Genomic DNA, 23,025 nt, shown 5'->3' on the forward strand with positions numbered 1-23,025 from the left:
ATCTTTTCTTTTTGCCAACCCTTTTTTCCTGCTGGCAAAAGATATAAGCAATGGTGGGGAGTCCCGGAGTAATTTTTCTTTGGTGCAGGAAAATAGGACGTCAGGGCGAAAAAACATATGATAGGTAACTTTTCCCGTCAAGATTGACAATTGTGGAGGTATGGAAGTTGTGGACAGTGCTGTACGTGGCCCCGAACCAAACGACGGCTTACCGGATTAAAGACTACATGGAAACCGAAGGGATCCTGGTTCGCCTCCGGCCGATTGGTTTACGTTCGGAAGGAAGTTATACCAACTACGAGATCCTGGTCACCGAAGCGGAGATTGAAGAAGCACAGGAAGTCTTGAACCAAGCTTTGCAAGTCCGTTTGTATTGTGAATAAGAGAGAAGTGATGGGGAATAAACAATAACTTGAAAGAGTTAAACTATACGGAAATGATCTTTCGTCCGTTGATTGAGCCTGAGGAAGAAGGAGGCGATAACTGGGTGTTTAAAGATCTCTTTCGTTCTAAACAAAAGTATGTAACGATCAGACAACGGGAGGTTCCGGATCACGCGCTCCCCTCGACCGATTCCGTAAAGAAAGAGCTTCCCGATGGTTTATGGGTAAAATGTGAGAAATGTAACCAAATGATTTATCATAAAGATCTTGTGAAAAACCTCAAGGTCTGCCCCAAATGCCAATACCACTTCCGCATCGGCGCCTGGGAAAGAATCAATTACCTGCTCGATCCGGGCAGTTTTCAGGAATTATTTGCTAATATTACTTCTTGTGATCCGATTAATTTCCCCGGCTATCAAGAAAAGCTGGAGAAGGTGCGGAAGGCGACGGATTTGTCGGAAGGGGTCGTCACCGGGGTGGGGAACATTGGGGGCGTTCCCCTGGCTTTGGGCGTTATGGATTTCAGTTTTATCGGCGGCTCGATGGGGTCGGCCGTCGGTGAGAAGCTGGTCCGGATCTTTGAGTATGCGGCCGAGCATGGTCTCCCTGTGGTGACTTTTGCCGTTTCTGGTGGGGCCCGGATGCATGAGGGGATCCTGTCTTTAATGCAGATGGCCGCGACCTGTCAGGCCTTAAACCGTGTGGCCGAGAAGGGTTTGCTTTACATCTCGGTTTTGACCGACCCGACGACCGGCGGTGTCTTTGCCAGCTTTGCCTCGCAGGGTGATATTATCATCGCCGAACCGGGGGCGTTAATTGGTTTTGCCGGTGCCCGCGTCATCCAACAGACAACGCGCGAAACCCTTCCGCCCGGTTTTCAAAGGGCCGAATTTCTCTTGGAGCACGGGATGATTGATATGATCGTCAACCGTAAGGAACTCAGAAATACTCTTGCCCGGCTGTTGCGCTACCACCAGAGACGGAAAAGGGTGATCAACCAATGAAAAACGGGAGCAAGTATAGTTTGGAATTTGAACGGCCGTTGAAGGAACTGGAAAGAAGGATCGAAGAAATTCGCCTTTTTGCCGAAGAAAAGCAGATTGACATGTCGGAAGAGATTGCGCGGATCGAAGAGAAAGCCCGCAGTTTAAAAGCGGAGATTTACAAGAATTTGACCCCCTGGCAAAAAGTACAGATTGCCCGGCATCCCAAACGGCCTACTTTTTTAGAATATATTGATCATATTTTTCATGGCTTTATTGAATTGCATGGTGACCGGTTGTACCGTGATGATCCGGCCTTAGTCGGTGGTCTCGCCTATTTGGAAGACATCCCCGTCACGATTTTGGGGCACCAGAAAGGCCGCGATACAAAGGAGAATATCTACCGTAATTTTGGGATGCCCCATCCCGAGGGCTACCGGAAGGCGATCCGCCTGATGAAACAGGCGGAAAAGTTCGGACGGCCGATCATTACCTTTGTTGACGTGGCAGGCGCGTATCCCGGTAAAGAAGCGGAGGAAAGAGGGCAGGGCGAGGCAGTGGCCAAGGCCATTAAGGAAATGACGGGATTGAAGGTGCCGATTGTTGTCGTCATCACCGGCGAGGGTGGAAGCGGTGGGGCGCTGGCGATCGGGGTGGGCGACCGGATCTTGATGTTGGAGAATGCCTATTACTCCGTGATCTCACCGGAAGGTTGCGCCTCCATTCTTTGGAAAGACGCGTCAAGAGCGGCGGAAGCAGCGGAAGTTTTACGGATCACGGCCAATGATCTCCTGGCGGTCAACGTGATTGATGAGATTATCCCTGAACCCTTGGGCGGCGCCCATACGGCGCCGGAGGAAATGGCGAAAACAATGAAAGAGCGGATCCTGGAAAATCTGAACGCAATTATTGATATGGATCCCGACGAGTTGGTAACCAAACGTTATCAAAAATTCCGGCGGCTTGGTCGTTATCTTGAAGAATAAGGGATTATTCTGCAGTTATACAGGAGGTATATAAACATGAAAAGAATAGCGATTATCACCAGCGGCGGCGATGCTCCCGGGATGAACGCGGCGATCCGGGCGGCGACCTTAACTGCGATCAAAGCCGGATGTGAGGTTTTTGGGGTCATCAGGGGTTTTCAGGGGCTAATCACGGGTGAGATCATCCAACTGACGTCGATGGGGGTCTCGGATATTCTTCACCGGGGGGGGAACCATTTTGCACTCCGCCCGGTCGCAGGAGTTCAGGACAGAGGAGGGGCGGGAAAAGGCCGCCAAACAACTCCACGACCTTGGCATCGACGGTATTGTCGTGATTGGTGGGGATGGCTCCTTCCGGGGGGCGCGGGAGCTGTCCAAGTTGGGTTTCACCACCGTGGGGATCCCGGGGACGATCGATAATGATATTGAGTGTACCGACCTTTCCGTCGGTTTCGATACGGCCTTGAATACGGTGCTGGATGCGATCAATAAAATCCGCGATACGGCCCTGTCCCATGACCGGGTCTATGTCGTGGAGGTGATGGGCAAGAACTCCGGATTTATTGCGCTTTATGCCGGGTTGGCGGGAGGCGCCGATGCGGTTCTGGTTCCGGAGATCCAACCGGACCTGGATCAAGTGGTCAATCTGATCCAAAAGGTGAATACCGTTGGCCGACGCCATAGTATCGTGTTGGTAGCGGAAGGGGTGTTTGGCCAGCCGTTGACCGGTATTTCCATCTACGACAGCGCCGCCTTTAAGGTGGCCAATTATATCAACCTGAAAGTCAAAAAGGATATCCGCGTTACGATTTTGGGCCATATTCAAAGGGGCGGTTCGCCGTCGGCGCTTGACCGTACTTTGGGGACGCAGTTTGGCGCCAAAGCCGTTGAACTGCTCTTGGCCGGGGAAAAGGATATGATGGTTGGTTGGGTCGACCACAAGCTTAAGGTATCGCCGATGGAGGAAGCGATTGCCCGCAAAAAACAGATTGACCCCAAATTATACCAATTAATCGAAGTCTTAGCTACAACCTGACTCCCAAAAACAAGGCCTTGGGGACGCTTGACGTGTCGCTATAAAAGCTTTATAATCTAAATTAAAATTAATAAACTACTCATCAAGAGCGGTGGAGGGAAGGGGCCCGATGAAACCCGGCAACCTTGGAACAGGATTCCAAACGGTGCTAATTCCCTCCAGTTTCTGGAAGATGAGTATCCTCAACCCTTCCTGAACGAAGGGTTTTTTGTTGACTTAAAGGAGGTTGGAAATTTGGAACGTCGTCTGTTTACGTCGGAATCGGTGACCGAAGGTCATCCGGACAAAATTTGCGACCAGATCTCCGATGCCATTCTCGATGCTATTCTGGCGGAGGACCAGGAAGCCCGTGTCGCTTGCGAAACGGCGGTAACGACCGGCTTGATCATAATCATGGGCGAAATCACCACCAAATGCTATGTGGAGATCCCGAAGATCGCCCGGCAAGTGGTGAAAGAGATTGGGTACACCAGGGCAAAATATGGCTTCGATGGGGATACTTGTGCGGTTTTGACCGCCATTGACGAACAGTCACCCGATATTGCGCTTGGTGTCAACCAAGCTTTAGAGGTGAAAACCGGCTCGAAGGACGAGGAGAGCACCATCGGTGCCGGGGACCAGGGGATGGTCTTTGGCTACGCCACCGATGAAACTCTCGAGTTTATGCCGATGCCGATTGCTTTGGCCCACCGCCTGGCGCGGCGGCTCGCTTATGTCCGGAAAAATAAGATTCTGCCCATGCTCCGTCCGGACGGGAAGACCCAGGTGACGGTGGAGTACGAAGGAGACCGCCCTGTCCGGATTGAAACCATTGTCGTCTCCGCCCAACACAACCCAAATCTGGAGCGGAGCGCCCTGGAAGAAGGGATCCGTGAGGAAGTGATTAAAGCAGTCATTCCTGCGGAGTACCTGGATGAGAGGACCAAATATTATATCAATCCCACCGGCCGTTTTGTGGTGGGCGGTCCCCAAGGGGATACCGGGTTAACCGGCCGCAAGATTATTGTGGATACATACGGTGGAATGGCCCGTCATGGTGGGGGGGCCTTCTCGGGGAAGGACCCGACGAAAGTGGACCGTTCGGGTGCTTATGCCGCCCGTTACGTGGCCAAAAATATTGTCGCGGCCGGGCTGGCCCGGAAATGCGAAATCCAGATTGCTTATGCGATCGGGGTGGCGAAACCCGTCTCGATCACCATTGATACTTTCGGAACCGGTCTTTTGCCTTCGGGTGAACTGGAAGCGCTGGTCCAGGAGGTATTTGATCTGCGTCCGGCGGCGATCATTAAAAACCTGGACCTGCGGCGGCCGATCTACCGCCAGGTGGCCAGTTATGGGCATTTTGGCCGGACCGACCTGGATCTGCCGTGGGAACGCCTGGACAAAGTTGAGGTTTTAAAGAAAAAGGCCGGTTGTTAAGACGGTAAGAACGGGCGAAGAGGGATTATTGCGGAAAACCCAAGCCTGTGTTATAATGACATAGTCAAAATTCAATAAGAAGGTGAACCCTGATGAAGAAAAATATTCATCCGCAGTATGGTAAAGCAATCGTGACCTGTGCCTGTGGCGAAACCTTTGAGACGGGGTCAACCAAAAAAGAGATCCGGGTTGAGATCTGTTCAAAATGCCACCCCTTGTTTACGGGGAAACAGAAGATTATTGACACTGGTGGCCAGGTCGAAAAATTCCAGAAAAGAATGGAGAAAGCCGGAAAGTAAGTTTAAAACAGAGCAGATCTGCTCTGTTTTAAACTATGTGTCAGCCACCTGGTTACATGTCGCGCACGTTCGTCGCACATGCCGACGAGCGATGAAAACAATTACGGACAAACAAAATCATACCGATGAACGACGGGTGACCAGCAATAAGTGGCGAGAGCTCTTTTCTAAAGGGGTGATCTGGTGGCGGAAAATTACCAGTATGGTGGGCAGGCGGTCATTGAAGGAGTCATGATGCGCGGCCGGCACCACTACGCGGTGGTCGTGCGGAAAGAGAATAAAGAAACCTGTGTCTTTAAAGAGAGTTTAGGCTCGTATACCCGAAAACACCCGGTTCTCCGTTTGCCGTTTATCCGCGGGGTTGTTGCCTTGGCGGAATCCCTGGTGCTCGGATTAAAAGCTTTACAGTATTCCGCCAACCAAGTAATGGAGAGTGAAGGCGAAGAGCTTTCCGTTTGGGAGATGACGCTGATGGTGCTTTTTGCGATTGGTTTGACCATCGTTCTCTTTATTGCTCTTCCGCTTTTCCTTCGCGGGTTGGTGGCCAGGGTGTTGCCGGGAACGTTGTGGCGCAATCTCTTTGAAGGACTTATGCGGGCGGTAATTCTGGTCCTTTATATTACGGTAATCTCATTACTCTCCGATATCCAACGGGTCTTTGCCTATCACGGCGCCGAGCATAAGGTGATTCACACTTACGAAGCGGGTGAAGAGTTGACCATTGAAAACGCCCGCAAAAAGTCGACGTTGCACCCCCGCTGTGGAACTAGTTTTCTCCTCTATGTGGTGGTGGTCAGCGCGGTACTCTTTTCCTTCCTTGGTGAACAGACGCTGCTGATGCGTTTTATCTCGCGGATTCTCTTGTTGCCTTTAATTGCCGGCGTTTCCTACGAGATCATAAAAATTTCCAGTAGACACCAGTCGATGTTTTTATGGCGGGCTCTGAGCTGGCCCGGTTTGATGCTGCAGCGGTTAACGACCCGCGAACCCGATAACGATCAGTTGGAAGTGGCCATTTTGGCGTTAAAAGAAGTTCTGGCGTTGGAGAATAATAGTACGAATGTTTTGCCGCTTAATCAACAAGAGGCGTAAATGGTGGGAGAGGTAGTTTGATGTTTGACAAACTGAAGGCGCTTAACGAAAAATTTAATGAACTCGAGCGCAGCATGGCGGATCCGGCGGTTGCCGCCAATCCGGAAGAGATGCGCAAATTAGGAAAGAGCCATGCCGAATTACTGCCCATTGTTACGGCTTATCGGCGTTATTGCCAGTTGGAAAGCGATCTTGAAGCGGCGAAAGAGTTGTTAAAGGAAAATCCTGATCCGGAGGAAACCGAACTGCTTGAACAGGAGATTGCCAGCCTCCAACGGCAGCTGAAAGAGGCCGAAGACCACTTGAAAGTGGCGCTTCTCCCCAAGGACCCCAATGATGAAAAGAACGTGCTGGTTGAGATCCGGGCGGGGACGGGGGGCGATGAGGCCGCCTTGTTTGCCGCCGATCTCTTCCGCATGTATACCCGTTATGCGGAGAAGCTGGGCTGGCGCATCGAAGTAATGAGTTCCAGCCCGACGGAGCTGGGCGGGTTTAAAGAAGTAATCTTTATGATTGAGGGTAAGGGTGCCTATAGCCAATTAAAATTTGAGGGTGGAGTCCACCGGGTCCAACGGATTCCCGAAACCGAAACCGGCGGGCGGATCCATACCTCGGCGGCCACGGTGGTGGTCCTCCCGGAAGCGGAAGAGATTGAACTGGAGATTGACCCCAATGACCTGCGGATCGATGTTTACCGTTCTTCCGGCCACGGTGGACAGAGTGTCAATACGACCGACTCGGCGGTGCGGATTACCCACCTGCCCACCGGCATGGTGGTTACCTGTCAGGACGAGAAATCACAGCATAAAAACAGGGAAAAAGCCCTAAAAATTTTGCGTGCGCGGCTTCTTGACAAGTTGCAACAGGAGCAACAGGCAGAATTGGCTTCCACCCGGCGGAGTATCGTCAAGTCCGGTGACCGGAGCGAGCGCATCCGGACGTATAATTTCCCCCAGAACCGGGTCACCGACCACCGGATCGATTTAACCCTTTACCGCTTGGACAGCATAATCGCCGGCGATTTGGAGGAGTTAATTTCGAAGCTGCGTCTCTCGGAACAGACTGAGAAATTGCAGGCGATAAATGAGGGCGGAGTGGCATGAGCCTGACCGTAGAGACAGTGCTGCGGGAAACGGCTCGTTTCTTTGCCAAACGGGGTTTGGAAGTGCCCCGGCTGGAAGCAGAATTGTTAATGGCCCATCTCCTGGCGACCGATCGCATCCGGTTGTATATTGACAGCGACCGTCCATTGACCGCCGGCGAGATCAGTGCCTATAAGGAACTGATTCGCCGGCGTTTGTCCGGGCAACCGCTGGCTTACATTACAGGGAAAAAATCCTTTTTAAAATGGGAGTTTCAGATTACCCCCGACGTTTTGGTCCCCCGGCCGGAGACCGAAATCCTGGTCGAAAAGGCGGTGGAGTTGTGCCGGCCGCGGGGCAAGGGACGTCTTTTGGAATTGGGAACGGGCAGCGGTGTGATTGCCATCGCCCTGGCGCATTACTTACCGGCTTTTCAGATTGATGCTGTTGATGTTTCACCGGCCGCTTTGCAAGTGGCCGCAGCCAATGCCGAAGCACACAAGCTGACGGACCGGATCGATTTTTACTGCGGCGATCTCTTTGCAGCCCTGGCCGGCTGCGACCGGCCGGTTTACACCGGTATTATTACGAACCCGCCTTATATCCCGACCGCAGTCATCCCAACTTTGGCCCCGGAAGTCCAAAATGAACCGCGGCAGGCTTTGGATGGCGGTCCGAGCGGGACCGAGGTGATCGCCCGGATTATTGCCGAAGCCCCTGCCTATTTGGCACCAGATGGGTTTCTGGCTTTGGAACACGGGTATGACCAGTTTCCCGAGATTGAAAAACTGGCGAAGGCCGCCGGCTATACGACTGTCCTATCTTATCGGGATTATTCCGGATGGCCACGGGTGGCCGTTTGTCAACGGAACCTTTCTTGATTGGTGACACACAAATTTTACCCGGAACCATGGTGGTCTTAGGGAAAGACGAAATCCTAAACCGGTGGAATAAAGAATAAAAACGGCCCGTTCCACCTGGGTTAAAGACAGATAAATGGCTTTACAGGAAAGATTGTCCTGTAAAGCCATTTTTTTGCTTAAAAATGGGGTGTTTGCGTAATAATAAATACGGAAAGGGGTGATTTGATGGCGAAGATTGTTTATTTGTTAGGAAACATCGGCTCCGGAAAGACGGAGTTGATCCGGCGGACCCACGAGACCCTCGGCGGACGGCTGACGATTCGGGCCGTTTATAACCAGCCACAAGCCATTTTTGACCTGGAACGGCTTCGCGCGGCGGGGATTCCGGCGGTAATGAACAACGGCAATTTAGAGGTTCCGGACACCGGGTCACCGGATGACCAGCGGGAACTTGTGTTTTATGAATTTTCCGGTCGCACCGGCTACTCGCTGCCGAAGAACAACGATGATTATTTGCGGGTCTTTGTGTTCAGTGTCACCGAAGGCGATGAGAAACCGCTAAAGTACCCCCGCCTGTTCAAAGAAGTGGAGTTGGTCGTCCTTAATAAAATCGATCTTTTGCCGTTTACTAATTTTTCCGTCTCTCGCTTTCAGCATCGGCTCAGGACGGTTAATCCCGGTGTTCCCTTATTGAAGCTCTCCTGCCGGAGTGGGGTAGGGCTCGACAATTGGCGAAGCTGGGTGCTTAAGCTTTTTGGTTATCATGATGTTGAAGAGAGCTGCATCCTGCCGTATCCCCCCAATTTCCCGGAACTGTCGTCGTTTTAGGTAATCGCGGGTATTTGCAAGCTATTAGTCGGTTAATTTTTGGGGTGACAGCCCATATTTCTCCTTTTCCATGTTCCCAAGGGGTTCGACGTGTACGGCTACATCATAAAGGTTGTCAATCTTCTGCCGTAAAACGTGTTCCACTTCCATGGCCAGCCGGTGCCCTTCCGCGACGGTAAGTGTCCCGTCGACTTCAATATGGAGATCGATGAGATAGAGATTGGCCAGCTTTCGGATGCGGGTCCGGTGGGGATTGGCGACATTTTCCACCTGGTCCACGGCGTCAAAGACCGCTTGGTAGATGGAGGTATCCTTGACTCCGTCCATCAATTCGGTATTGGCCTCCAGAAAAATCCGGACGGCCGTCCAGATGATCCAGACCGCAATGAACATGGCCACCAAATGATCGATCACAGGGATCCGGAGGGTAATCGTGGCAAACGTGCCTAAAAGGACGCCGACGGAAACATAGAGATCGGCCAGCATATTGCGGCCATTGGCGATCAGCATGGCACTTTCTGTCTTGCGCCCGGTTTTAAACTGGTAAAGGGCAAGCAACAGTTTGCCGCCGATGGAGACAAAACTGACCACCACGGCCAGCGGGGAAGGGACCGGGTTCGCGGCGGCCGTAACGATCTTGGTCAGCGCGAAGATGAGCAGTTGGACCCCGGCGAAGAGGATCATGAAGGCAATAAAGAGGGTGGCGAGGGCTTCCGCTCGGTAGTGGCCGTAGGAATGTTCTTCGTCGGGTTCTTTGGCCATAATTTTCAGGGCGAAAAAGATGATAATAAAGCTTAAAACATCGGTTGCGCTGTCCACCCCGTCACCAACCACGGCTAAACTGCCGGCGAGAAAACCGAGAACTACTTTGACCAAGGCCAGGGCCGTGTTGCCTATAATGCCGACGGCCGAGGCCGTTTTAATCTGCTTTAAGCGTTGCTCCAAAATTCACTCCTCCAACCGTTTTTAACGGGATCTTGGTTTATGTCCATTATTGGCCAGTGCGGGCGAAAATCCTTTATTTTTCGTATTAAGCATATATTATTAATTCACTAAGAATAATATGCCAGGAAATTCAATTCAAAGGAGAAAAAGAAAGAACCCGGTCACCAGAACCGGGTTCTTTCTTTTTTTGCCCTTGATTCCTTGAGAAGAGGGCATTTATATTATATGTAGAACCAACCGGTTTATACGCCGCTTTTAACTTTTTTTAAATGACGTTCCCGCGCCTTCATGTTATAATTAAATGTAATTTTAATCAGGCGGGAAGCAGAGTTGTATTCGTAAGAAGGTGAGAAGTTTGGCTGCGCAGCTACTTTACTATATCACCCCCGACCAGTGTAAGCCGGAAATCTTGAAAAAAATTTTGCACCAACGGCCGGAGATTAAATTTGTTTCGATGGTGGGGGTGGATCTTGGCGGGAACGATACCGATGCCAAGATTCCAACGGCCGTTTTTCTGAAAGATGCGGATAAGTTTTTCCGGGGTGAGATCCATACCGACGGTTCCAGTGTGGTCTTGCCGGGAATTGCCACTTTAAACGACGGGAAAGTCGATTTTGAGGCCGATACCTCGGTTAAATGGTTTGTCGATTACAACTACGAGCATCTTGACCCCCAAACCCGTTTACCGGTCGGGACTTTACGGATTCCTTCTTTTCTCATCCACGGGACCAAACGGATCGATTCCCGGTCGGTTCTGCGGCGGGTGGAGGAACGGGTGAACCGGGAACTGATCGATTTAATCCGCCGGCACCCCGCCTCCCTTTTGGAGATGGGGATTATGCCTGACCAAATCGAAGAGATCCTATTAACCTCCGCTACCGAGCTGGAGTTTTGGGTTAAAACCCCCAATGAAAAGGCGGATATTGAGCAACTGACGGTTTCCCAGGTTTTGCAGGAACAGTATTGGAAGCGGACCAAGGGTGTGGTCCGGACCGCTCTGGAATACTCCCTCCTTTTGTTGGAGGCCTACGGCTTGGAACCGGAGATGGGCCACAAGGAAGTCGGCGGGGTTACCGCGCAGATTGGGCAAGACGGGGGATTAACCCATGTGATGGAACAACTGGAAGTAACCTGGCGTTATAGCAGTGCCCTCCAAGCGGCCGACAATCAGTTGTTGGCGCGGATCGTCATCAAAGAGGCTTTCCGCCGCCACGGGCTGGAAGTGACGTTTATGGCCAAACCCATGGAACGGGTCGCCGGGAGCGGCGGTCACGCCCATGTGGGCTTGTCGGCAAAACTTAAGGACGGTTCGGTCCGGAATTTATTTACCCCGGCCGATTTGAGCAAGGACTTTTTGAGCCCAATCGGGTGGGGTGCTTTAATGGGCATTCTGAAAAATTACGAGGCCATTGGAGCCTTCATTACCGCGTCCAATGATGCCTTCAACCGCCTGCAACCCGGTTTTGAAGCACCGGTCTGTATAGTCGCCTCGGTGGGCCATGATGTTACGCTTCCTTCACGGAACCGTACCGTGTTGGTCGGTTTGATCCGGGAACAAAACAACCCGGCGGCGACCCGTTTTGAGGTCCGGTCGCCCAACCCCCACTCCAATAATTATCTGGCGTTGGCTGCTCTTTACCAAGGGATGTTGGACGGAATTACGTATGCCCTGACCAGCGGGCGGACCAGTGCCGAACTGGAGCGGGAATTCTCCAAAAACCCGGGGGAACCGGCGGTCTACTTGGAAACCGACCGTGCCTACCGGAGCGAGGAGGATGTTTTTGAAGCCTACACCAAAGAGGAGCGGGACCGCCGCTTTGGTGTTCCGCCGGCCACCGTCTGGGAGACACTGGCCAATCTGGAACGCTATCCCGAGAAAACCGCGGTTTTAACCGCAGGCGATGTGTTTACCAAACAGATCATCAAGTCTTATTCGTTGGCAATGCTCAACCAATGGATGACCGAACTCTGTGACCGCATTCTTCCGGAAAATGCGGAGGTGATCCGGAGTCTGTCCCGGGACGAACAGGCGGTCCATAATGCCCTGGACGAGGAACGCTGGCAGCGGGTGCATGACCTGCGCTGCCGGTTGCTGAAAGACCGGCCTGATTACACCTCTTTGTTTACCCAATTACGGCGGGCTATTGCGGAGAAGAATTATTCGTTGGCCTCCCGTTTACAGCTGGAGATTGACGCCGAGATGAAAAAGGTCAAACAGCTTTACAATGAATATAAAAAGAATCTTTTATAAAAAAAAGGCGGGTGAAGCCCGCTTCTCCGTATAACTTGGTTTAGATAAGGCGCCGTGCCCCTTGAAGCCGTCTTTTCCAGGCGGGATTAAGGGAGGAAATTTGCACGGTCTTTCTGGTGAGGACATGGAGGAAGGAATGTTGGTCGATCATAACCCCGGCGTGGGTAATGGCGCCTCCCATACGGAAATAGACCAAATCCAGCGGTTGTAATGGTTCTGTCTTCAAATCAACCGGTCTTCCCACTTGTAACAGGCCACGAAGGAGCCGTTCCGGATCTTTTTTATACCAATCGGTCGAATATGGCCGTCCATCCGTATCCGGGACCTTAATTCCAAGTTCCCGGTAGAAGAGGTGGACGAGGCCCACACAGTCCAGTCCTTCCCGGTCACGACCACCGTGGCGGTAAGGGATCCCCAGGAACTGCCGGGCGATCTGTTCGTACTTGTTTGCGACCATCGACTTTTTCCTTTCTGCTGCTTTAGCGCTGCTTTGGTGTATTATATGCGGCCGGCTAGTGGGTGGACCGGGAAACAGGAATAAATTAACAGAAGGATTTATAGATCAGTACTGTTTTGGCATAACAGTCTTCATAGAGTTCCTTCCGGTCCCAGTGGGGAAAAGCCTTGAGACAGGCAAGGTACAAAAGGAGGGTGGCGGTGCGTAATTTCCCCTCAAAAGTGTAGTGTAAAAAGCGGGTCAGGTTAAAATCGGTTTGCCGTAATAGATTTGAGATCTCAATTGTCATCAGAAAACCCCCTTCGGTTCCCAAATCTGTTCGGGGCGGACAGGCCCTTTGCCAATAAGATATGCCACCGTGTGGAAAAATATGACTGGTTCCGGTCCTTATCGTTGATGGAAAATTTACCTCCGGGGAATAATTTTTATATTAAGGAGGTCTAAGATGAAACATATCGTTAGTGTTAGTCTTGGCTCTTCCACCCGTGACCATCGCGTGCAGATGGAACTGTTGGGAGAGGAATATGTGATCGAACGGATCGGGATGGACGGTGATATGAAAAAGTTGCACGAGACCATCCAGCGCTTGGATGGCAAGGTTGATGCCATTGGGCTTGGTGGCATCACCGGTCTGTTTCCGGTGGGGGACAAGACCTATGTGCTCCGGAGTGCCCGTCCGTTGTTGAAGGCGACCCGCCACACCCCGCTGGTCGATGGGACCGGGTGGAAAAGAGTTTTGGAACGGCAGGTTATTCTTGATCTGGACCGGGAAGGGGTTGTCCCGGTGCGGGGGAAAAAAGTTTTGTTGACGGTGGCATTTGACCGTTATAGTATGGCTCAGGCCTTTGCGGAACTGGACTGCGAATTAAGCTGCGGAGACCTGGTCTTTTCTTTTGGCTTGCCCGTTTTAATCCGTGGTTTCCATAATCTGCACCGGGTGGTCCGGACTTTGGCGCCCGTTGTCTGTCTGATGCCCTTTGCGTGGCTTTATCCCACCGGGAAGCGGGAAGAACAGGTGGAAGACCCGCGCAAGTTTGCCCGTTTTTATCAAGAAGCCGACATTATCGCCGGTGATTACCTTTACATCCAACGCTTTATGCCGGATGACCTGGGCGGTAAAATCATCATTACCAACACAGTAACCCAACAGAACGTGGCTGATTTAAAGGCCCGGGGGGTAAAAACACTGGTGACCACCACCCCCAACCTGGGGGGACGTTCTTTCGGGAGTAATTTGATTCAGGCGGTGACCGTGGCCTACTTGGGGAAAAACCCGGAAACCATCACCGATGAGGAGTATGTGCAGGTGACCCGGGAATTGGGCTTTAAGCCCCGGATTGAACATTTAAACTAATGAATAATCCTGCTTGGGAAGGCGTGACGAGCATCGGACAAGGAGGTAGGATGATGACACGTCCAAAAACGATGATACGAACGGGAATGGTCATTGGCTTGTGTTTGCTTATGGCTTTAAGCATAGGGGCAGGGGAGTTTCCTCTCCATCTTACCGACCAGTTTGGACGGGAGATCACCCTGGACCGGCTCCCCGCGCGGATTGTCTCCGGTTCGCCGGGCAATACGGAGATCCTTTTTGCTTTGGGCCTTGCGGACCGGATCGTGGGGGTTACCGACTGGTGTGATTATCCCTTGGCCGCGCAGAATAAACCGAAGATTGGCAATATCACACCTTTGAACGTGGAAAGAGTCCTGGCGCTCCGTCCGGACCTGGTTTTGGCCTGCAATTTGAATGGGAAAGAACCGGTGGAAAACCTTACGGCGTTGGGGGTGCCGACTTTTGCGCTTAACCCGGTTTCCTTTGCGGACTTATGCGCGGCGATCCGCTTGGTTGGCCGCTTGACGGCTACGGAGGACGCGGCGGAGCAATTGGCGCAGGAGCTTGAGACCGCCCTTGATAATTTGCGGCCGGAAGAGCGACGCTCCGGACCAAAACCCAAGGTTTTCATCGCGATTGGTCAGGATATGACGGATCTATGGACCGCCGGCACCGGAACGTTTTTGGATGAAGCCGTCACCGCTCTGGGTTGGGAGAATATAGCCGGAGGGTTAGGCTTTAGCTGGGGGCAGATCGGTTTGGAGTATATATTGGCGCAAAACCCGGCGGTGATCCTGACCGAATTGACACCGGATGTTTTTGCCCGGGATCCGTTCTTCCGGGAGCTGGCAGCGGTAAAGCACAACCAGGTTTTCCAGGTTAATATCGATATCTTTTCCCGGCCAGGGCCGAGGCTTATTGGAGCTTTGCAAGATCTGGCACGCCTAGGGGAACAGGTTCAGGAATGAAGACGAAAACCAAATACCGGCTGCTGCTGGCCGGGTTGATGATAGGGGTTGGCCTAACCGGGCTGGTTGCTTTGGGTTTAGGCCCCGTGCAACTGAGTTTTCCCCTCGATTCGTTTCAGGCCAAGATCCTTTTTGATCTGCGATTACCCCGGATCCTGCTGGCCCTAATGGTGGGGGCGGCCTTGGCCGTAGCCGGTGTTCTTTTTCAGGGTTTGTTCCGAAATCCGCTCGCCGACCCGTACATCTTGGGGACCTCTTCCGGGGCGGCGCTGGGCGCCACCATTGCCGTTCTTTCCGGGGTTAACTTCCGCTTCTTCGGTCTGAGTGCCCGCCCGCTCTTTGCCTTCGGCGGGGCATTACTGGCGACGGCCCTTGTGTATATCTTGGGCCGGAGCGGGCGACGCCCCGCGTTGACGATTATGCTTTTGGCCGGGATTGCGGTGGGCGCTTTTTTTTCGGCCATGACCTCGTTGTTATTATTCTTTCGCCAGGAAGAGCTGGGCAAGATTATGTTTTGGATGATGGGCGGGTTTTCCTATGCCCGGTGGGCCGAGGTGGGCATCATCCTTCCTTATCTCGGCGGAGCCTTTTTGTACAGTTGGAGTTTGGCCCGCCAGCTTAACCTGCTTCTCTTGGGCGAGGAGAAAGCTCACCAGCTCGGGTTGGCGGTCGGGGAGTTTCAGCGCCGGCTTGTTATCACAGCCTCTGTTTTAGTGGCGGCGGCGGTCAGTGTCAGCGGGGCGATCGGTTTTATCGGGATGGTGGCTCCCCATATTGTGCGCCTCCTGATTGGGCCCGACCACCGGTCCTTGCTTCCGGCCTCGGCGTTGGCCGGTGGTTTGTTGCTGCTTGTCGCCGATACGCTGGCCCGGACTTTACTCTCCCCGGTTGAACTGCCGGTTGGCGTTTTAACCTCTTTTATTGGCGGACCATTCTTTCTATATCTCTTACATAAGGGTCGATCTGCTTGGTACTAAGGGGGAGCGGATGGCGTGGCGGGACCAATCCTTACGGTGGAGGGCCTTTCCTTTTCCTTCGGGAAGCGGCCAATTTTGACCGATCTTAATTTCGCGGTGCCCAAAGGAGGGTTTACCGGAATCGTCGGACCGAACGGTTCCGGGAAAACCACTTTACTGAAGTGTCTGAATAAAACTTTGACCCCGACGCGCGGGCGGATTACCTTTATGGGTCAGGATTTGGCCGGGATTAAGCTGCGTGCCCTAGCCCGGTGGATGGGGGTGGTTCCCCAACAGTGGGAGACGCCTTTTGCCTTTACCGTCCGGGAAGTGGTGATGATGGGGCGTTTCCCCTATACCCGGCGATGGACCGGCGAACGTCAAGAAGACCGGGTGGTTGTCCGGGAAGCAATGCGGGCTACGAACACCTGGGAGCTGGCGGATCGTTTGGTTACGGAACTCAGCGGGGGTGAGCGCCAGCGGGTCCTGATTGCCCAGGCTTTGGCGCAAACCCCCCGCCTTCTCCTTTTGGATGAGCCCACCTCTTACCTGGATGTCAATCAGACGCTGGAGATCTGCACGTTGCTTACGGACTTGATCCGGTCCAAAGGCCTGACCGTGCTGGCGGTCTTTCACGATCTCAACTTGGCGGCCCGTTATTGCCAGCAATTAATCATGCTTAAAGAAGGACGGATTTACGCCGAAGGGGCGCCGGAGGAGGTCCTTTCCAGCCCGAACGTGACGGCGGTCTTTGGGGTGGAAACGATGGTGGGCGCGGAACCTTTTAACGGCCGGCCGCATCTCTTCTTTTCCTTAAACCAGAGGCAAGAGGAGCCTTCCGGTCCCAATTAAGAAAAGAAATGCTTGCCAGAAACCAAGCACCGTGATATACTCATGAGTGGTGTAAATTACACACGCTTTTGGACCCTTACCAAGGTGCCCAAGAGGGGTTTGGTAAGGGGAGGAAGAAAGCGGAGGCAAAACCAAGGAGGAAGGAGGTGACCAGCTGTGGCAGTGATCACCATGAAACAGCTTTTGGAAGCAGGTGTTCATTTCGGTCACCAGACAAGACGTTGGAATCCCAAGATGGCGCCCTACATTTTTACGGAACGGAATGGGATTTATATTATCGACCTCCAGAAGACCGTAAAAATGGTGGAAGAGGCCTATCATTTTATCCGTGAGACTGCTGCGAACGGCGGCACCGTCTTGTTCGTCGGGACGAAAAAACAAGCGCAGGATGCCATCCGTGAGGAGGCGACCCGTTGTGGCATGTTTTACGTGTCCCAACGGTGGCTGGGTGGCATGCTGACCAACTTTGCCACGATTCGTTCGCGGGTCGAGCGGTTGAAAAAGATTGAGCGGATGGCCGAGGATGGTTCCTTCACCGTGCTTCCGAAGAAGGAAGTACTCCAGTTGGAAAAAGAGCGGGAAAGACTGGAGAAGTTCCTGAGCGGAGTTAAAGAGATGAACCGGTTGCCGGATGCCCTCTTTGTAGTTGACCCGCGGAAAGAACGGATCGCCGTGGCGGAGGCACGGAAGTTGAATATTCCGATTGTGGCGATTGTCGACACCAACTGTGATCCGGATGAGGTTGATTATGTGATCCCCGGTAATGACGACGCCATTCGGGCCGTGCGGCTCCTTTCGGCGACCATTGCCGACGCGGTGATCGAAGGCCGTCAGGGCGAACAGTTCTCTGAAGCGCAACCCGCCGGTGACGAAACCGATGCGGCCGCTGAAGAGGAAATGCCAGTCGAATTTGATGACGAAGACGCCCTGACTGAAGAGGAAATGGTCTCGGCGGAAAATTAACAAAAGGGGTGAGCGGCGGGGTGATTAAGCCTTCCCTCACCCTTTTTTCAAATCAATATGTTTGGCGGCCTCTCCACCGGACATCCGGCTATTTCACCAATCCCTTCGTCAATACAAGCTTAGCCGACCTGAACAGATGCCGATGGTCACGCAGGGGCTGGTTTTAAAGCAAAGCCGTTGGTGTCAGTGCTGACCATGATGGGGATAATAGGGTGGAGAAGACCGTACGGAGACAAAAATCGGTGAAAGGAAGGGATATGATGGAAATCACCGCTACTATGGTGAAAGAGCTCCGGGAGAGGACCGGGGCAGGGGTCATGGATTGTAAACGGGCACTGAATGAGTGCAATGGTGATCTGGAAAAAGCGGTTGCGTATTTACGGGAAAAAGGGTTGGCTTCGGCGGCGAAGAAAGCGGGGCGGATTGCGGCCGATGGTTTGGTTGGTGCGTATGTCAATGCGGACCGGACCAACGGTGCCCTGGTGGAAGTTAACTGCGAAACCGACTTTGTGGCGAAAACCGATGATTTTCATGGTTTTGTCCAGGAACTGGCCGAACATATCGTGAAGCATGCACCAAAATCGGTTTCTGCTGAGGACGAAGGAGCACAAGCCCCCTACTTACTGGATCAACCCTTTAAGGGACAGCAAACCGTGGGTGAATATGTCGCTGAGCTTGTGGCGAAGACAGGGGAAAAGGTGACCGTCCGGCGTTTTGCCCATTACCAAACGGATGCCAACGGTTTTGTGCAGGAGTATATCCATATGAACGGTAAGATTGGGGTCCTGATCGAACTTGCCGTTAGCGATTCCAGCCTGCGAAGTAAAGAGGAACTGGCGATTTTAGCCAAGGATCTGGCGATGCAGGTCGCCGCGGCCAAACCCCAGTTTGTTCGCCGCGCCGACGTGCCGGAGTCGTTGATTGAAGCGGAGAAAAAGATCTATATTGCCCAGGCGATGAACGAAGGTAAGCCCGCGCACATTGCCGAAAAGATTACTCTCGGCCGTTTGAACAAAATGTATCAAGAGATCTGCTTGGAAGAGCAAGCTTTTGTCAAAGATAATACACAGACGATTGCGACCTTGGTAGCCGAGACCGGGAAAAAACTTGGCGGCGAGATCAAAATTGTCCGCTTTGCCCGATATGAAAAGGGTGAAGGGATCGAAAAGAAGTCCGATGATTTTGCGGCTGAGGTTATGTCCCAGATCAAAGCTTAGGGGACACCGTTGGTGTTCCCTTTTTTTGCAGGATTTTTTTGGACGAGCGAGAAGATCAATTTGCACTGGGGGTAAAGCCGGATGGAAAAACCTAAATACCGACGGATTATGCTTAAACTCAGCGGCGAAGCTTTGGCCGGGGAGAAAGGGTTTGGTCTTGACCATGAAGTGATCATGAGTATTGCCCGCCAGATCCAGGAGGTCGTCAATTTAGGGGTCGAAGTTTCGGTGGTGGTCGGCGGCGGGAACTTTTGGCGGGGTGCGACCGCGAGTGCGCAAGGAATTGACCGGGCAACGGCTGACTATATGGGGATGCTGGCCACGGTCATGAACGCTTTAGCCCTCCAGGATGCCTTCGAAAAAATCGGACTGGACACGCGGGTATTAACCGCGATCGAGATGCGGGAAGTAGCCGAGACTTATATCCGGCGCCGGGCCATCCGCCACCTGGAAAAAGGACGGGTGGTGATCTTTGGGGCCGGAACGGGTAATCCCTTCTTTTCGACGGATACGGCCGCGGCTCTACGGGCGATTGAGGTTGAAGCCGAGATTGTCTTAAAGGCCACCAAAGTTGATGGGGTCTATGAACAGGATCCCGTCCTCAATCCCGATGCGAAGAAATTTGATGATCTTAATTTTATTGAGATCTTGAATAAACGTTTGCGGGTAATGGATTCTACTGCGACCTCCTTGTGCATGGACAACAAAATTCCGATTATCGTCTTTAACCTTAACGAGGAAGGAAATATTAAAAGAATCGTAATGGGCGAGAAAATTGGAACTTTTGTGAAGGGAGATGATTGATTGTGGAAGCCATTAAAGAGGTTTGGGAACAAACCAACCAAAAGATGCAAAAAGTGATCGAAGTGGCAAAACGTGATTTTGCCACGATCCGGACCGGCCGGGCCAATCCGGCGATTTTGGACCGGGTGACCGTGGATTATTACGGTTCCCAGATGCCCCTGAACCAAGTGGCCAATATTTCGGCACCGGAACCAAGGATGATTGTGGTCCAGCCATGGGACAAGTCCATCCTGGGCGAGGTGGAACGGGCAATTTTAAAAGCGGACTTGGGCTTTAATCCAACCAATGATGGGAACGTCATCCGTCTGGTTGTTCCCCAGTTGACCGAGGAACGCCGCCGTGAGCTCGTTAAACTTTTGAAGAAAGATGCGGAGGAGAAAAGGGTCGCGATCCGCAATATCCGCCGCGATGCCAATGAGTGCATCAAAAAGCTGGAGAAAAACGGCGACATCACCGAGGACGAGAGTAAAAAAGGGTTAGATGATATCCAGAAATTGACGGATAAATACATAGCTGAGATCGATACTTTAACCGCCAATAAAGAGAAGGAAATTATGGAGGTCTAATTCTTGAAAATAGCTTTCCTTTCCCCAAAAGGCCTTTGGTACCGGGTCCGGGGTAAAACGGCGGTCCAAGGCATCCAACCGGGGGATCCCGGGCTGCCGACCCACGTGGCCATTATTATGGATGGCAACGGGCGTTGGGCCCGGAAACGGAACTTACCCCGTACCGCCGGCCACGAAGCCGGTTTGCAAGTCGCCCGCGAGATTACGCAGGAATGTGTACGGTTGGGGATCAAATATTTGACTTTGTACGCCTTCTCGACGGAAAATTGGAAACGCCCGAAGCAGGAAGTATCTTTTTTGATGAACCTCTTTTACCAAAGTTTGCAGCAGGTTGCCACCGAATTGCACAATGAAGATGTGCGGATCCGGTTTATTGGCAATAAGGACCAACTGCCGGCGAAATTGACGGCCTTGATTACAGAAGTGGAAGCGCGAACCGCGCAGAATAAAAAATTAACCTTAAATCTGGCCATCAATTACGGCGGCCGATCGGAAATTATCCGGGCGGTGCGGGAATTAGTCAAAAAGGCCCAAAAGGAAGGGTTAGCACCGGAAACGATTACGGAAGAACAGTTTGCCCGTTTCCTTTTTACAACAGACCAACCCGATCCGGATCTCTTGATTCGGACCAGCGGGGAACAGCGGATCAGTAACTTTATGCTTTGGCAGACCGCTTATACCGAGTTATACTTTACTTCAACCCTCTGGCCCGATTTCAGTCCGGCTGAGTTCCGTGCGGCACTGGCGGCATACAAAACGAGATCCCGTCGGTTTGGGGGGATTAAGGAAGGGAGAACAAAGTGAAAACACGCATCCTATCGGGAATTATGGGGGCTATTCTTTTTCTTTTTCTCGTGATCAAAGGCGGGATATTACTGACGGTGGCCGTTGGGGTCCTTTCTGTCCTGGCGGCGGTGGAAGTCGGGAAAATCTTTAAAAAGACCGGAGTTGATGTCCGATTTTCGCTGGTGCTCTTTTTTAACCTGGCTCTGCTCGCCGGGAAAGCATTCTGGGGACAGCCGGCGGCGAGCGGCAGTTCTTTCAGCAGTGGTGACTGGCTGGCTTTGGTGGCCTTTACTTTACTTTTCACCTCCTTCCTCTTGTTAATGGGCAAAGGAATTACCCAGGCAAACTTGATTTCGCTCGTCAGCCATCTTTTTATCCTGTTTTACACCGGCTTTCTTTTTGTTTATCCGCTCCTCATCCGGCAGCTGACCACCCCGTACGGATGGCAATTGTTGCTTTTTGCTTTTGCGGTGATCTGGGGAACCGATACCGGGGCTTATTTTATCGGTTCGGCAATGGGGAAGACCCCGCTTGCCCCCCGGCTCAGCCCCAAAAAAACCGTCGAAGGGGCCGTGGGGGGACTTGTCGTCGGGACGCTCACCGGCGTTATTTTGGGCCTCTTTTTCCAGCTGCCCCTTTTCTGGTTGGTCGGTACCGGAATTTTGGCCAGTTTTGTCGGGCAGATCGGGGATTTGTTTGCCTCTTTTCTGAAGCGGATTGCCGGTGTTAAAGATTCAGGCCGCTTTCTTCCCGGCCACGGCGGCGTCATTGATCGTTTTGACAGTGCCTTGTTTTCCTTACCGGTCGTTTACTACCTGGCTTTATTTCTGCTTAGATAAATACGGAGCATGATTTGCCCGTTTCGGACGTATGCTTAAACCGGGTGGTGGCGGTGGCGGTTCCGAAACAAATCCGTTTAAATATCGTTTTTTTTCTGTGCATCTTCCTGTTATTTTTACTGATCAAATACCTTTTTCCGCTGGTTAGACCCTTTTTTTTCGGGCTTATAATTGCCTATTTGATCGAGAAGCCGGTGACTTTGCTTGGCCGGTGGTGTGGTTTTCCGCGGCAACCGGCGGTTATTATTGTTTTGTTGCTTACCCTCTGCTTCCTTGGTCTTGGGTTGACCCTTTTCTTTGCCGGACTTTACCAGGAGACCAAGGAGCTTTTGCTGGTGTTGCCGACGCAGATCCAGCGCCTAGGTCAGGGCTGGGAACGCTTGAAAATGGAGCTCGCCGCCCGGCTGCAATTGCCGGAAGATTTTTGGCAATACGACCGGTTGTGGATGGAGAATCTCCGGAATGCGGTCAGCAGCCTCCTGGCCCGGGTTTTGAATGTATTCCGCGGCTTCCCCGTCTTTCTCTTCAACTTACTACTCAGTGGTTTTACCGCCTATTTTCTTAGCCGGGACCGGGACAAAATTCGGCGCTTCTTTTTTTCCTTCTTTCCTTTCCACTGGCGACAGACGATCAGCACCCTCCACCGGCAAACCCTGGCGACTGGGTGGCGCTTCCTCAAAACCCAGCTATTGCTGGCGATGATTACCGGACTGCTTTCGATGGTGGGCTTGGCGGTGTTGGGTTTTACGAAACCTTGGGTGGTCGGAAGCCTCCTCGGCCTTTTGGATTTTCTCCCCCTGGTGGGCCCGGCCCTGGTTTACCTGCCTTGGATTGGATGGCAACTGGCGGTGGGAAAGATGAGGAGCGCTTGCTTTTTGACGTGTCTTTTCCTTTTTACCTTGGGCATCAGGCAACTGCTCGAGGTTCGGCTGGTCGGGGCGACCTTGGGTCTCCATCCGTTGCTGGTCCTCGCCTCATTGTACATTGGGGTTAAGACCTTAGGGGTTGGCGGGCTATTATTTGGGTCCATCTTTTGTGTGCTGATTCGTACTTTGTATCAAGGTCTGTTTACCTACAATCTGAAAAACGTTTTAGGCTTGAATCAAGGTGATTAAAG

At 52.4% G+C, this 23,025-nt stretch carries 24 protein-coding genes, 1 pseudogene and 1 riboswitch; of the genes and pseudogenes, 22 read left to right on the top strand and 3 right to left on the bottom strand.

The window, feature by feature from the left end:
• Positions 1-176: 176 nt before the first annotated feature.
• From G5B42_RS04300 to G5B42_RS04345, 10 genes and pseudogenes are all read left to right on the top strand, one after another.
• Positions 177-383, top strand: coding sequence for a putative signal transducing protein (locus tag G5B42_RS04300; RefSeq protein WP_331274042.1), 207 nt, complete (start codon positions 177-179; stop codon positions 381-383).
• Positions 384-487: 104 nt separating this feature from the next.
• The gene (accD, locus tag G5B42_RS04305) at positions 488-1,387 is read left to right on the top strand and encodes an acetyl-CoA carboxylase, carboxyltransferase subunit beta (protein WP_181339225.1); all 900 of its coding nucleotides are present in this window, start codon (positions 488-490) and stop codon (positions 1,385-1,387) included.
• Positions 1,384-2,352 carry an acetyl-CoA carboxylase carboxyltransferase subunit alpha gene (locus G5B42_RS04310; protein WP_181339226.1) on the top strand — a complete coding sequence of 323 codons (969 nt, stop codon included), beginning with the start codon at positions 1,384-1,386 and terminating at the stop codon, positions 2,350-2,352. The genes accD and G5B42_RS04310 overlap by 4 nt, the downstream gene beginning before the upstream one ends.
• 36 nt (positions 2,353-2,388) lie before the next feature.
• Positions 2,389-3,388: pseudogene (gene pfkA / locus G5B42_RS04315) on the top strand (6-phosphofructokinase).
• 76 nt (positions 3,389-3,464) lie between these two features.
• Positions 3,465-3,567, top strand: a riboswitch (SAM riboswitch).
• A 55-nt stretch (positions 3,568-3,622) separates the two neighbouring features.
• Positions 3,623-4,807: a methionine adenosyltransferase gene (gene metK, locus G5B42_RS04320; RefSeq protein WP_181339227.1), complete on the top strand. Its 1,185-nt coding sequence runs from the start codon at positions 3,623-3,625 to the stop codon at positions 4,805-4,807.
• Between the two features lie 92 nt (positions 4,808-4,899).
• A complete protein-coding gene (gene rpmE / locus G5B42_RS04325; protein WP_181339228.1) occupies positions 4,900-5,106 on the top strand; it encodes a 50S ribosomal protein L31 in 207 nt (68 codons plus the stop codon).
• Between the two features lie 183 nt (positions 5,107-5,289).
• Entirely contained in the window at positions 5,290-6,198 is a 909-nt protein-coding gene (locus G5B42_RS04330) for a DUF1385 domain-containing protein (protein WP_181339229.1), read from the top strand.
• Between the two features lie 20 nt (positions 6,199-6,218).
• On the top strand, positions 6,219-7,301 hold the full coding sequence (gene prfA, locus G5B42_RS04335) for a peptide chain release factor 1 (RefSeq protein ID WP_181339230.1): 1,083 nt from the start codon (positions 6,219-6,221) through the stop codon (positions 7,299-7,301).
• Complete coding sequence (prmC, locus tag G5B42_RS04340; protein WP_181339231.1) at positions 7,298-8,161, top strand: peptide chain release factor N(5)-glutamine methyltransferase; 864 nt, start codon at positions 7,298-7,300, stop codon at positions 8,159-8,161. The genes prfA and prmC overlap by 4 nt, the downstream gene beginning before the upstream one ends.
• 207 nt (positions 8,162-8,368) lie before the next feature.
• Positions 8,369-8,971, top strand: a complete 603-nt coding sequence (locus G5B42_RS04345) for a P-loop NTPase family protein (RefSeq protein ID WP_181339232.1) — start codon at positions 8,369-8,371, stop codon at positions 8,969-8,971.
• Positions 8,972-8,995: 24 nt separating this feature from the next.
• On the opposite strand, the gene G5B42_RS04350 is transcribed toward G5B42_RS04345, so the two are convergent.
• Entirely contained in the window at positions 8,996-9,916 is a 921-nt protein-coding gene (locus G5B42_RS04350; protein ID WP_181339233.1) for a cation diffusion facilitator family transporter, read from the bottom strand.
• Between the two features lie 346 nt (positions 9,917-10,262).
• On the opposite strand from G5B42_RS04350, the gene G5B42_RS04355 reads away from it, so the two are divergent.
• Positions 10,263-12,167 carry a type I glutamate--ammonia ligase gene (locus tag G5B42_RS04355; RefSeq protein ID WP_331274037.1) on the top strand — a complete coding sequence of 635 codons (1,905 nt, stop codon included), beginning with the start codon at positions 10,263-10,265 and terminating at the stop codon, positions 12,165-12,167.
• Positions 12,168-12,207: 40 nt separating this feature from the next.
• On the opposite strand, the gene G5B42_RS04360 is transcribed toward G5B42_RS04355, so the two are convergent.
• A complete protein-coding gene (locus G5B42_RS04360) occupies positions 12,208-12,624 on the bottom strand; it encodes a C40 family peptidase (RefSeq protein WP_181339235.1) in 417 nt (138 codons plus the stop codon).
• An 85-nt stretch (positions 12,625-12,709) separates the two neighbouring features.
• Positions 12,710-12,913: a hypothetical protein gene (locus tag G5B42_RS04365; protein WP_181339236.1), complete on the bottom strand. Its 204-nt coding sequence runs from the start codon at positions 12,911-12,913 to the stop codon at positions 12,710-12,712.
• Between the two features lie 156 nt (positions 12,914-13,069).
• Here G5B42_RS04365 and G5B42_RS04370 point away from each other — a divergent pair, with 156 nt between their 5' ends.
• From G5B42_RS04370 to ytvI, 11 genes are all read left to right on the top strand, one after another.
• On the top strand, positions 13,070-13,978 hold the full coding sequence (locus G5B42_RS04370; protein WP_181339237.1) for a quinate 5-dehydrogenase: 909 nt from the start codon (positions 13,070-13,072) through the stop codon (positions 13,976-13,978).
• Positions 13,979-14,031: 53 nt separating this feature from the next.
• The gene (locus tag G5B42_RS04375) at positions 14,032-14,925 is read left to right on the top strand and encodes an ABC transporter substrate-binding protein (protein WP_181339238.1); all 894 of its coding nucleotides are present in this window, start codon (positions 14,032-14,034) and stop codon (positions 14,923-14,925) included.
• A complete protein-coding gene (locus tag G5B42_RS04380; protein ID WP_181339239.1) occupies positions 14,922-15,902 on the top strand; it encodes a FecCD family ABC transporter permease in 981 nt (326 codons plus the stop codon). The genes G5B42_RS04375 and G5B42_RS04380 overlap by 4 nt, the downstream gene beginning before the upstream one ends.
• Positions 15,903-15,917: 15 nt before the next feature.
• The gene (locus tag G5B42_RS04385; protein ID WP_181339240.1) at positions 15,918-16,733 is read left to right on the top strand and encodes an ABC transporter ATP-binding protein; all 816 of its coding nucleotides are present in this window, start codon (positions 15,918-15,920) and stop codon (positions 16,731-16,733) included.
• A 156-nt stretch (positions 16,734-16,889) separates the two neighbouring features.
• Positions 16,890-17,696 carry a 30S ribosomal protein S2 gene (gene rpsB / locus G5B42_RS04390; protein ID WP_181339241.1) on the top strand — a complete coding sequence of 269 codons (807 nt, stop codon included), beginning with the start codon at positions 16,890-16,892 and terminating at the stop codon, positions 17,694-17,696.
• A gap of 257 nt (positions 17,697-17,953) precedes the next feature.
• On the top strand, positions 17,954-18,913 hold the full coding sequence (gene tsf, locus G5B42_RS04395) for a translation elongation factor Ts (RefSeq protein ID WP_181339301.1): 960 nt from the start codon (positions 17,954-17,956) through the stop codon (positions 18,911-18,913).
• Positions 18,914-18,994: 81 nt separating this feature from the next.
• Positions 18,995-19,717, top strand: a complete 723-nt coding sequence (pyrH, locus tag G5B42_RS04400) for a UMP kinase (protein WP_181339242.1) — start codon at positions 18,995-18,997, stop codon at positions 19,715-19,717.
• Between the two features lie 44 nt (positions 19,718-19,761).
• Positions 19,762-20,283: a ribosome recycling factor gene (gene frr / locus G5B42_RS04405; protein ID WP_181339302.1), complete on the top strand. Its 522-nt coding sequence runs from the start codon at positions 19,762-19,764 to the stop codon at positions 20,281-20,283.
• 72 nt (positions 20,284-20,355) lie between these two features.
• The gene (locus tag G5B42_RS04410) at positions 20,356-21,087 is read left to right on the top strand and encodes an isoprenyl transferase (RefSeq protein ID WP_331274043.1); all 732 of its coding nucleotides are present in this window, start codon (positions 20,356-20,358) and stop codon (positions 21,085-21,087) included.
• A 23-nt stretch (positions 21,088-21,110) separates the two neighbouring features.
• Positions 21,111-21,908 carry a phosphatidate cytidylyltransferase gene (locus tag G5B42_RS04415; RefSeq protein WP_231133231.1) on the top strand — a complete coding sequence of 266 codons (798 nt, stop codon included), beginning with the start codon at positions 21,111-21,113 and terminating at the stop codon, positions 21,906-21,908.
• 14 nt (positions 21,909-21,922) lie between these two features.
• Positions 21,923-23,023 carry a sporulation integral membrane protein YtvI gene (ytvI, locus tag G5B42_RS04420; RefSeq protein WP_181339244.1) on the top strand — a complete coding sequence of 367 codons (1,101 nt, stop codon included), beginning with the start codon at positions 21,923-21,925 and terminating at the stop codon, positions 23,021-23,023.
• Positions 23,024-23,025: the final 2 nt, after the last annotated feature.

Origin of the sequence: Capillibacterium thermochitinicola (assembly GCF_013664685.1) — a bacterium.
Taxonomy (GTDB): domain Bacteria; phylum Bacillota; class UBA4882; order UBA10575; family UBA10575; genus Capillibacterium; species Capillibacterium thermochitinicola.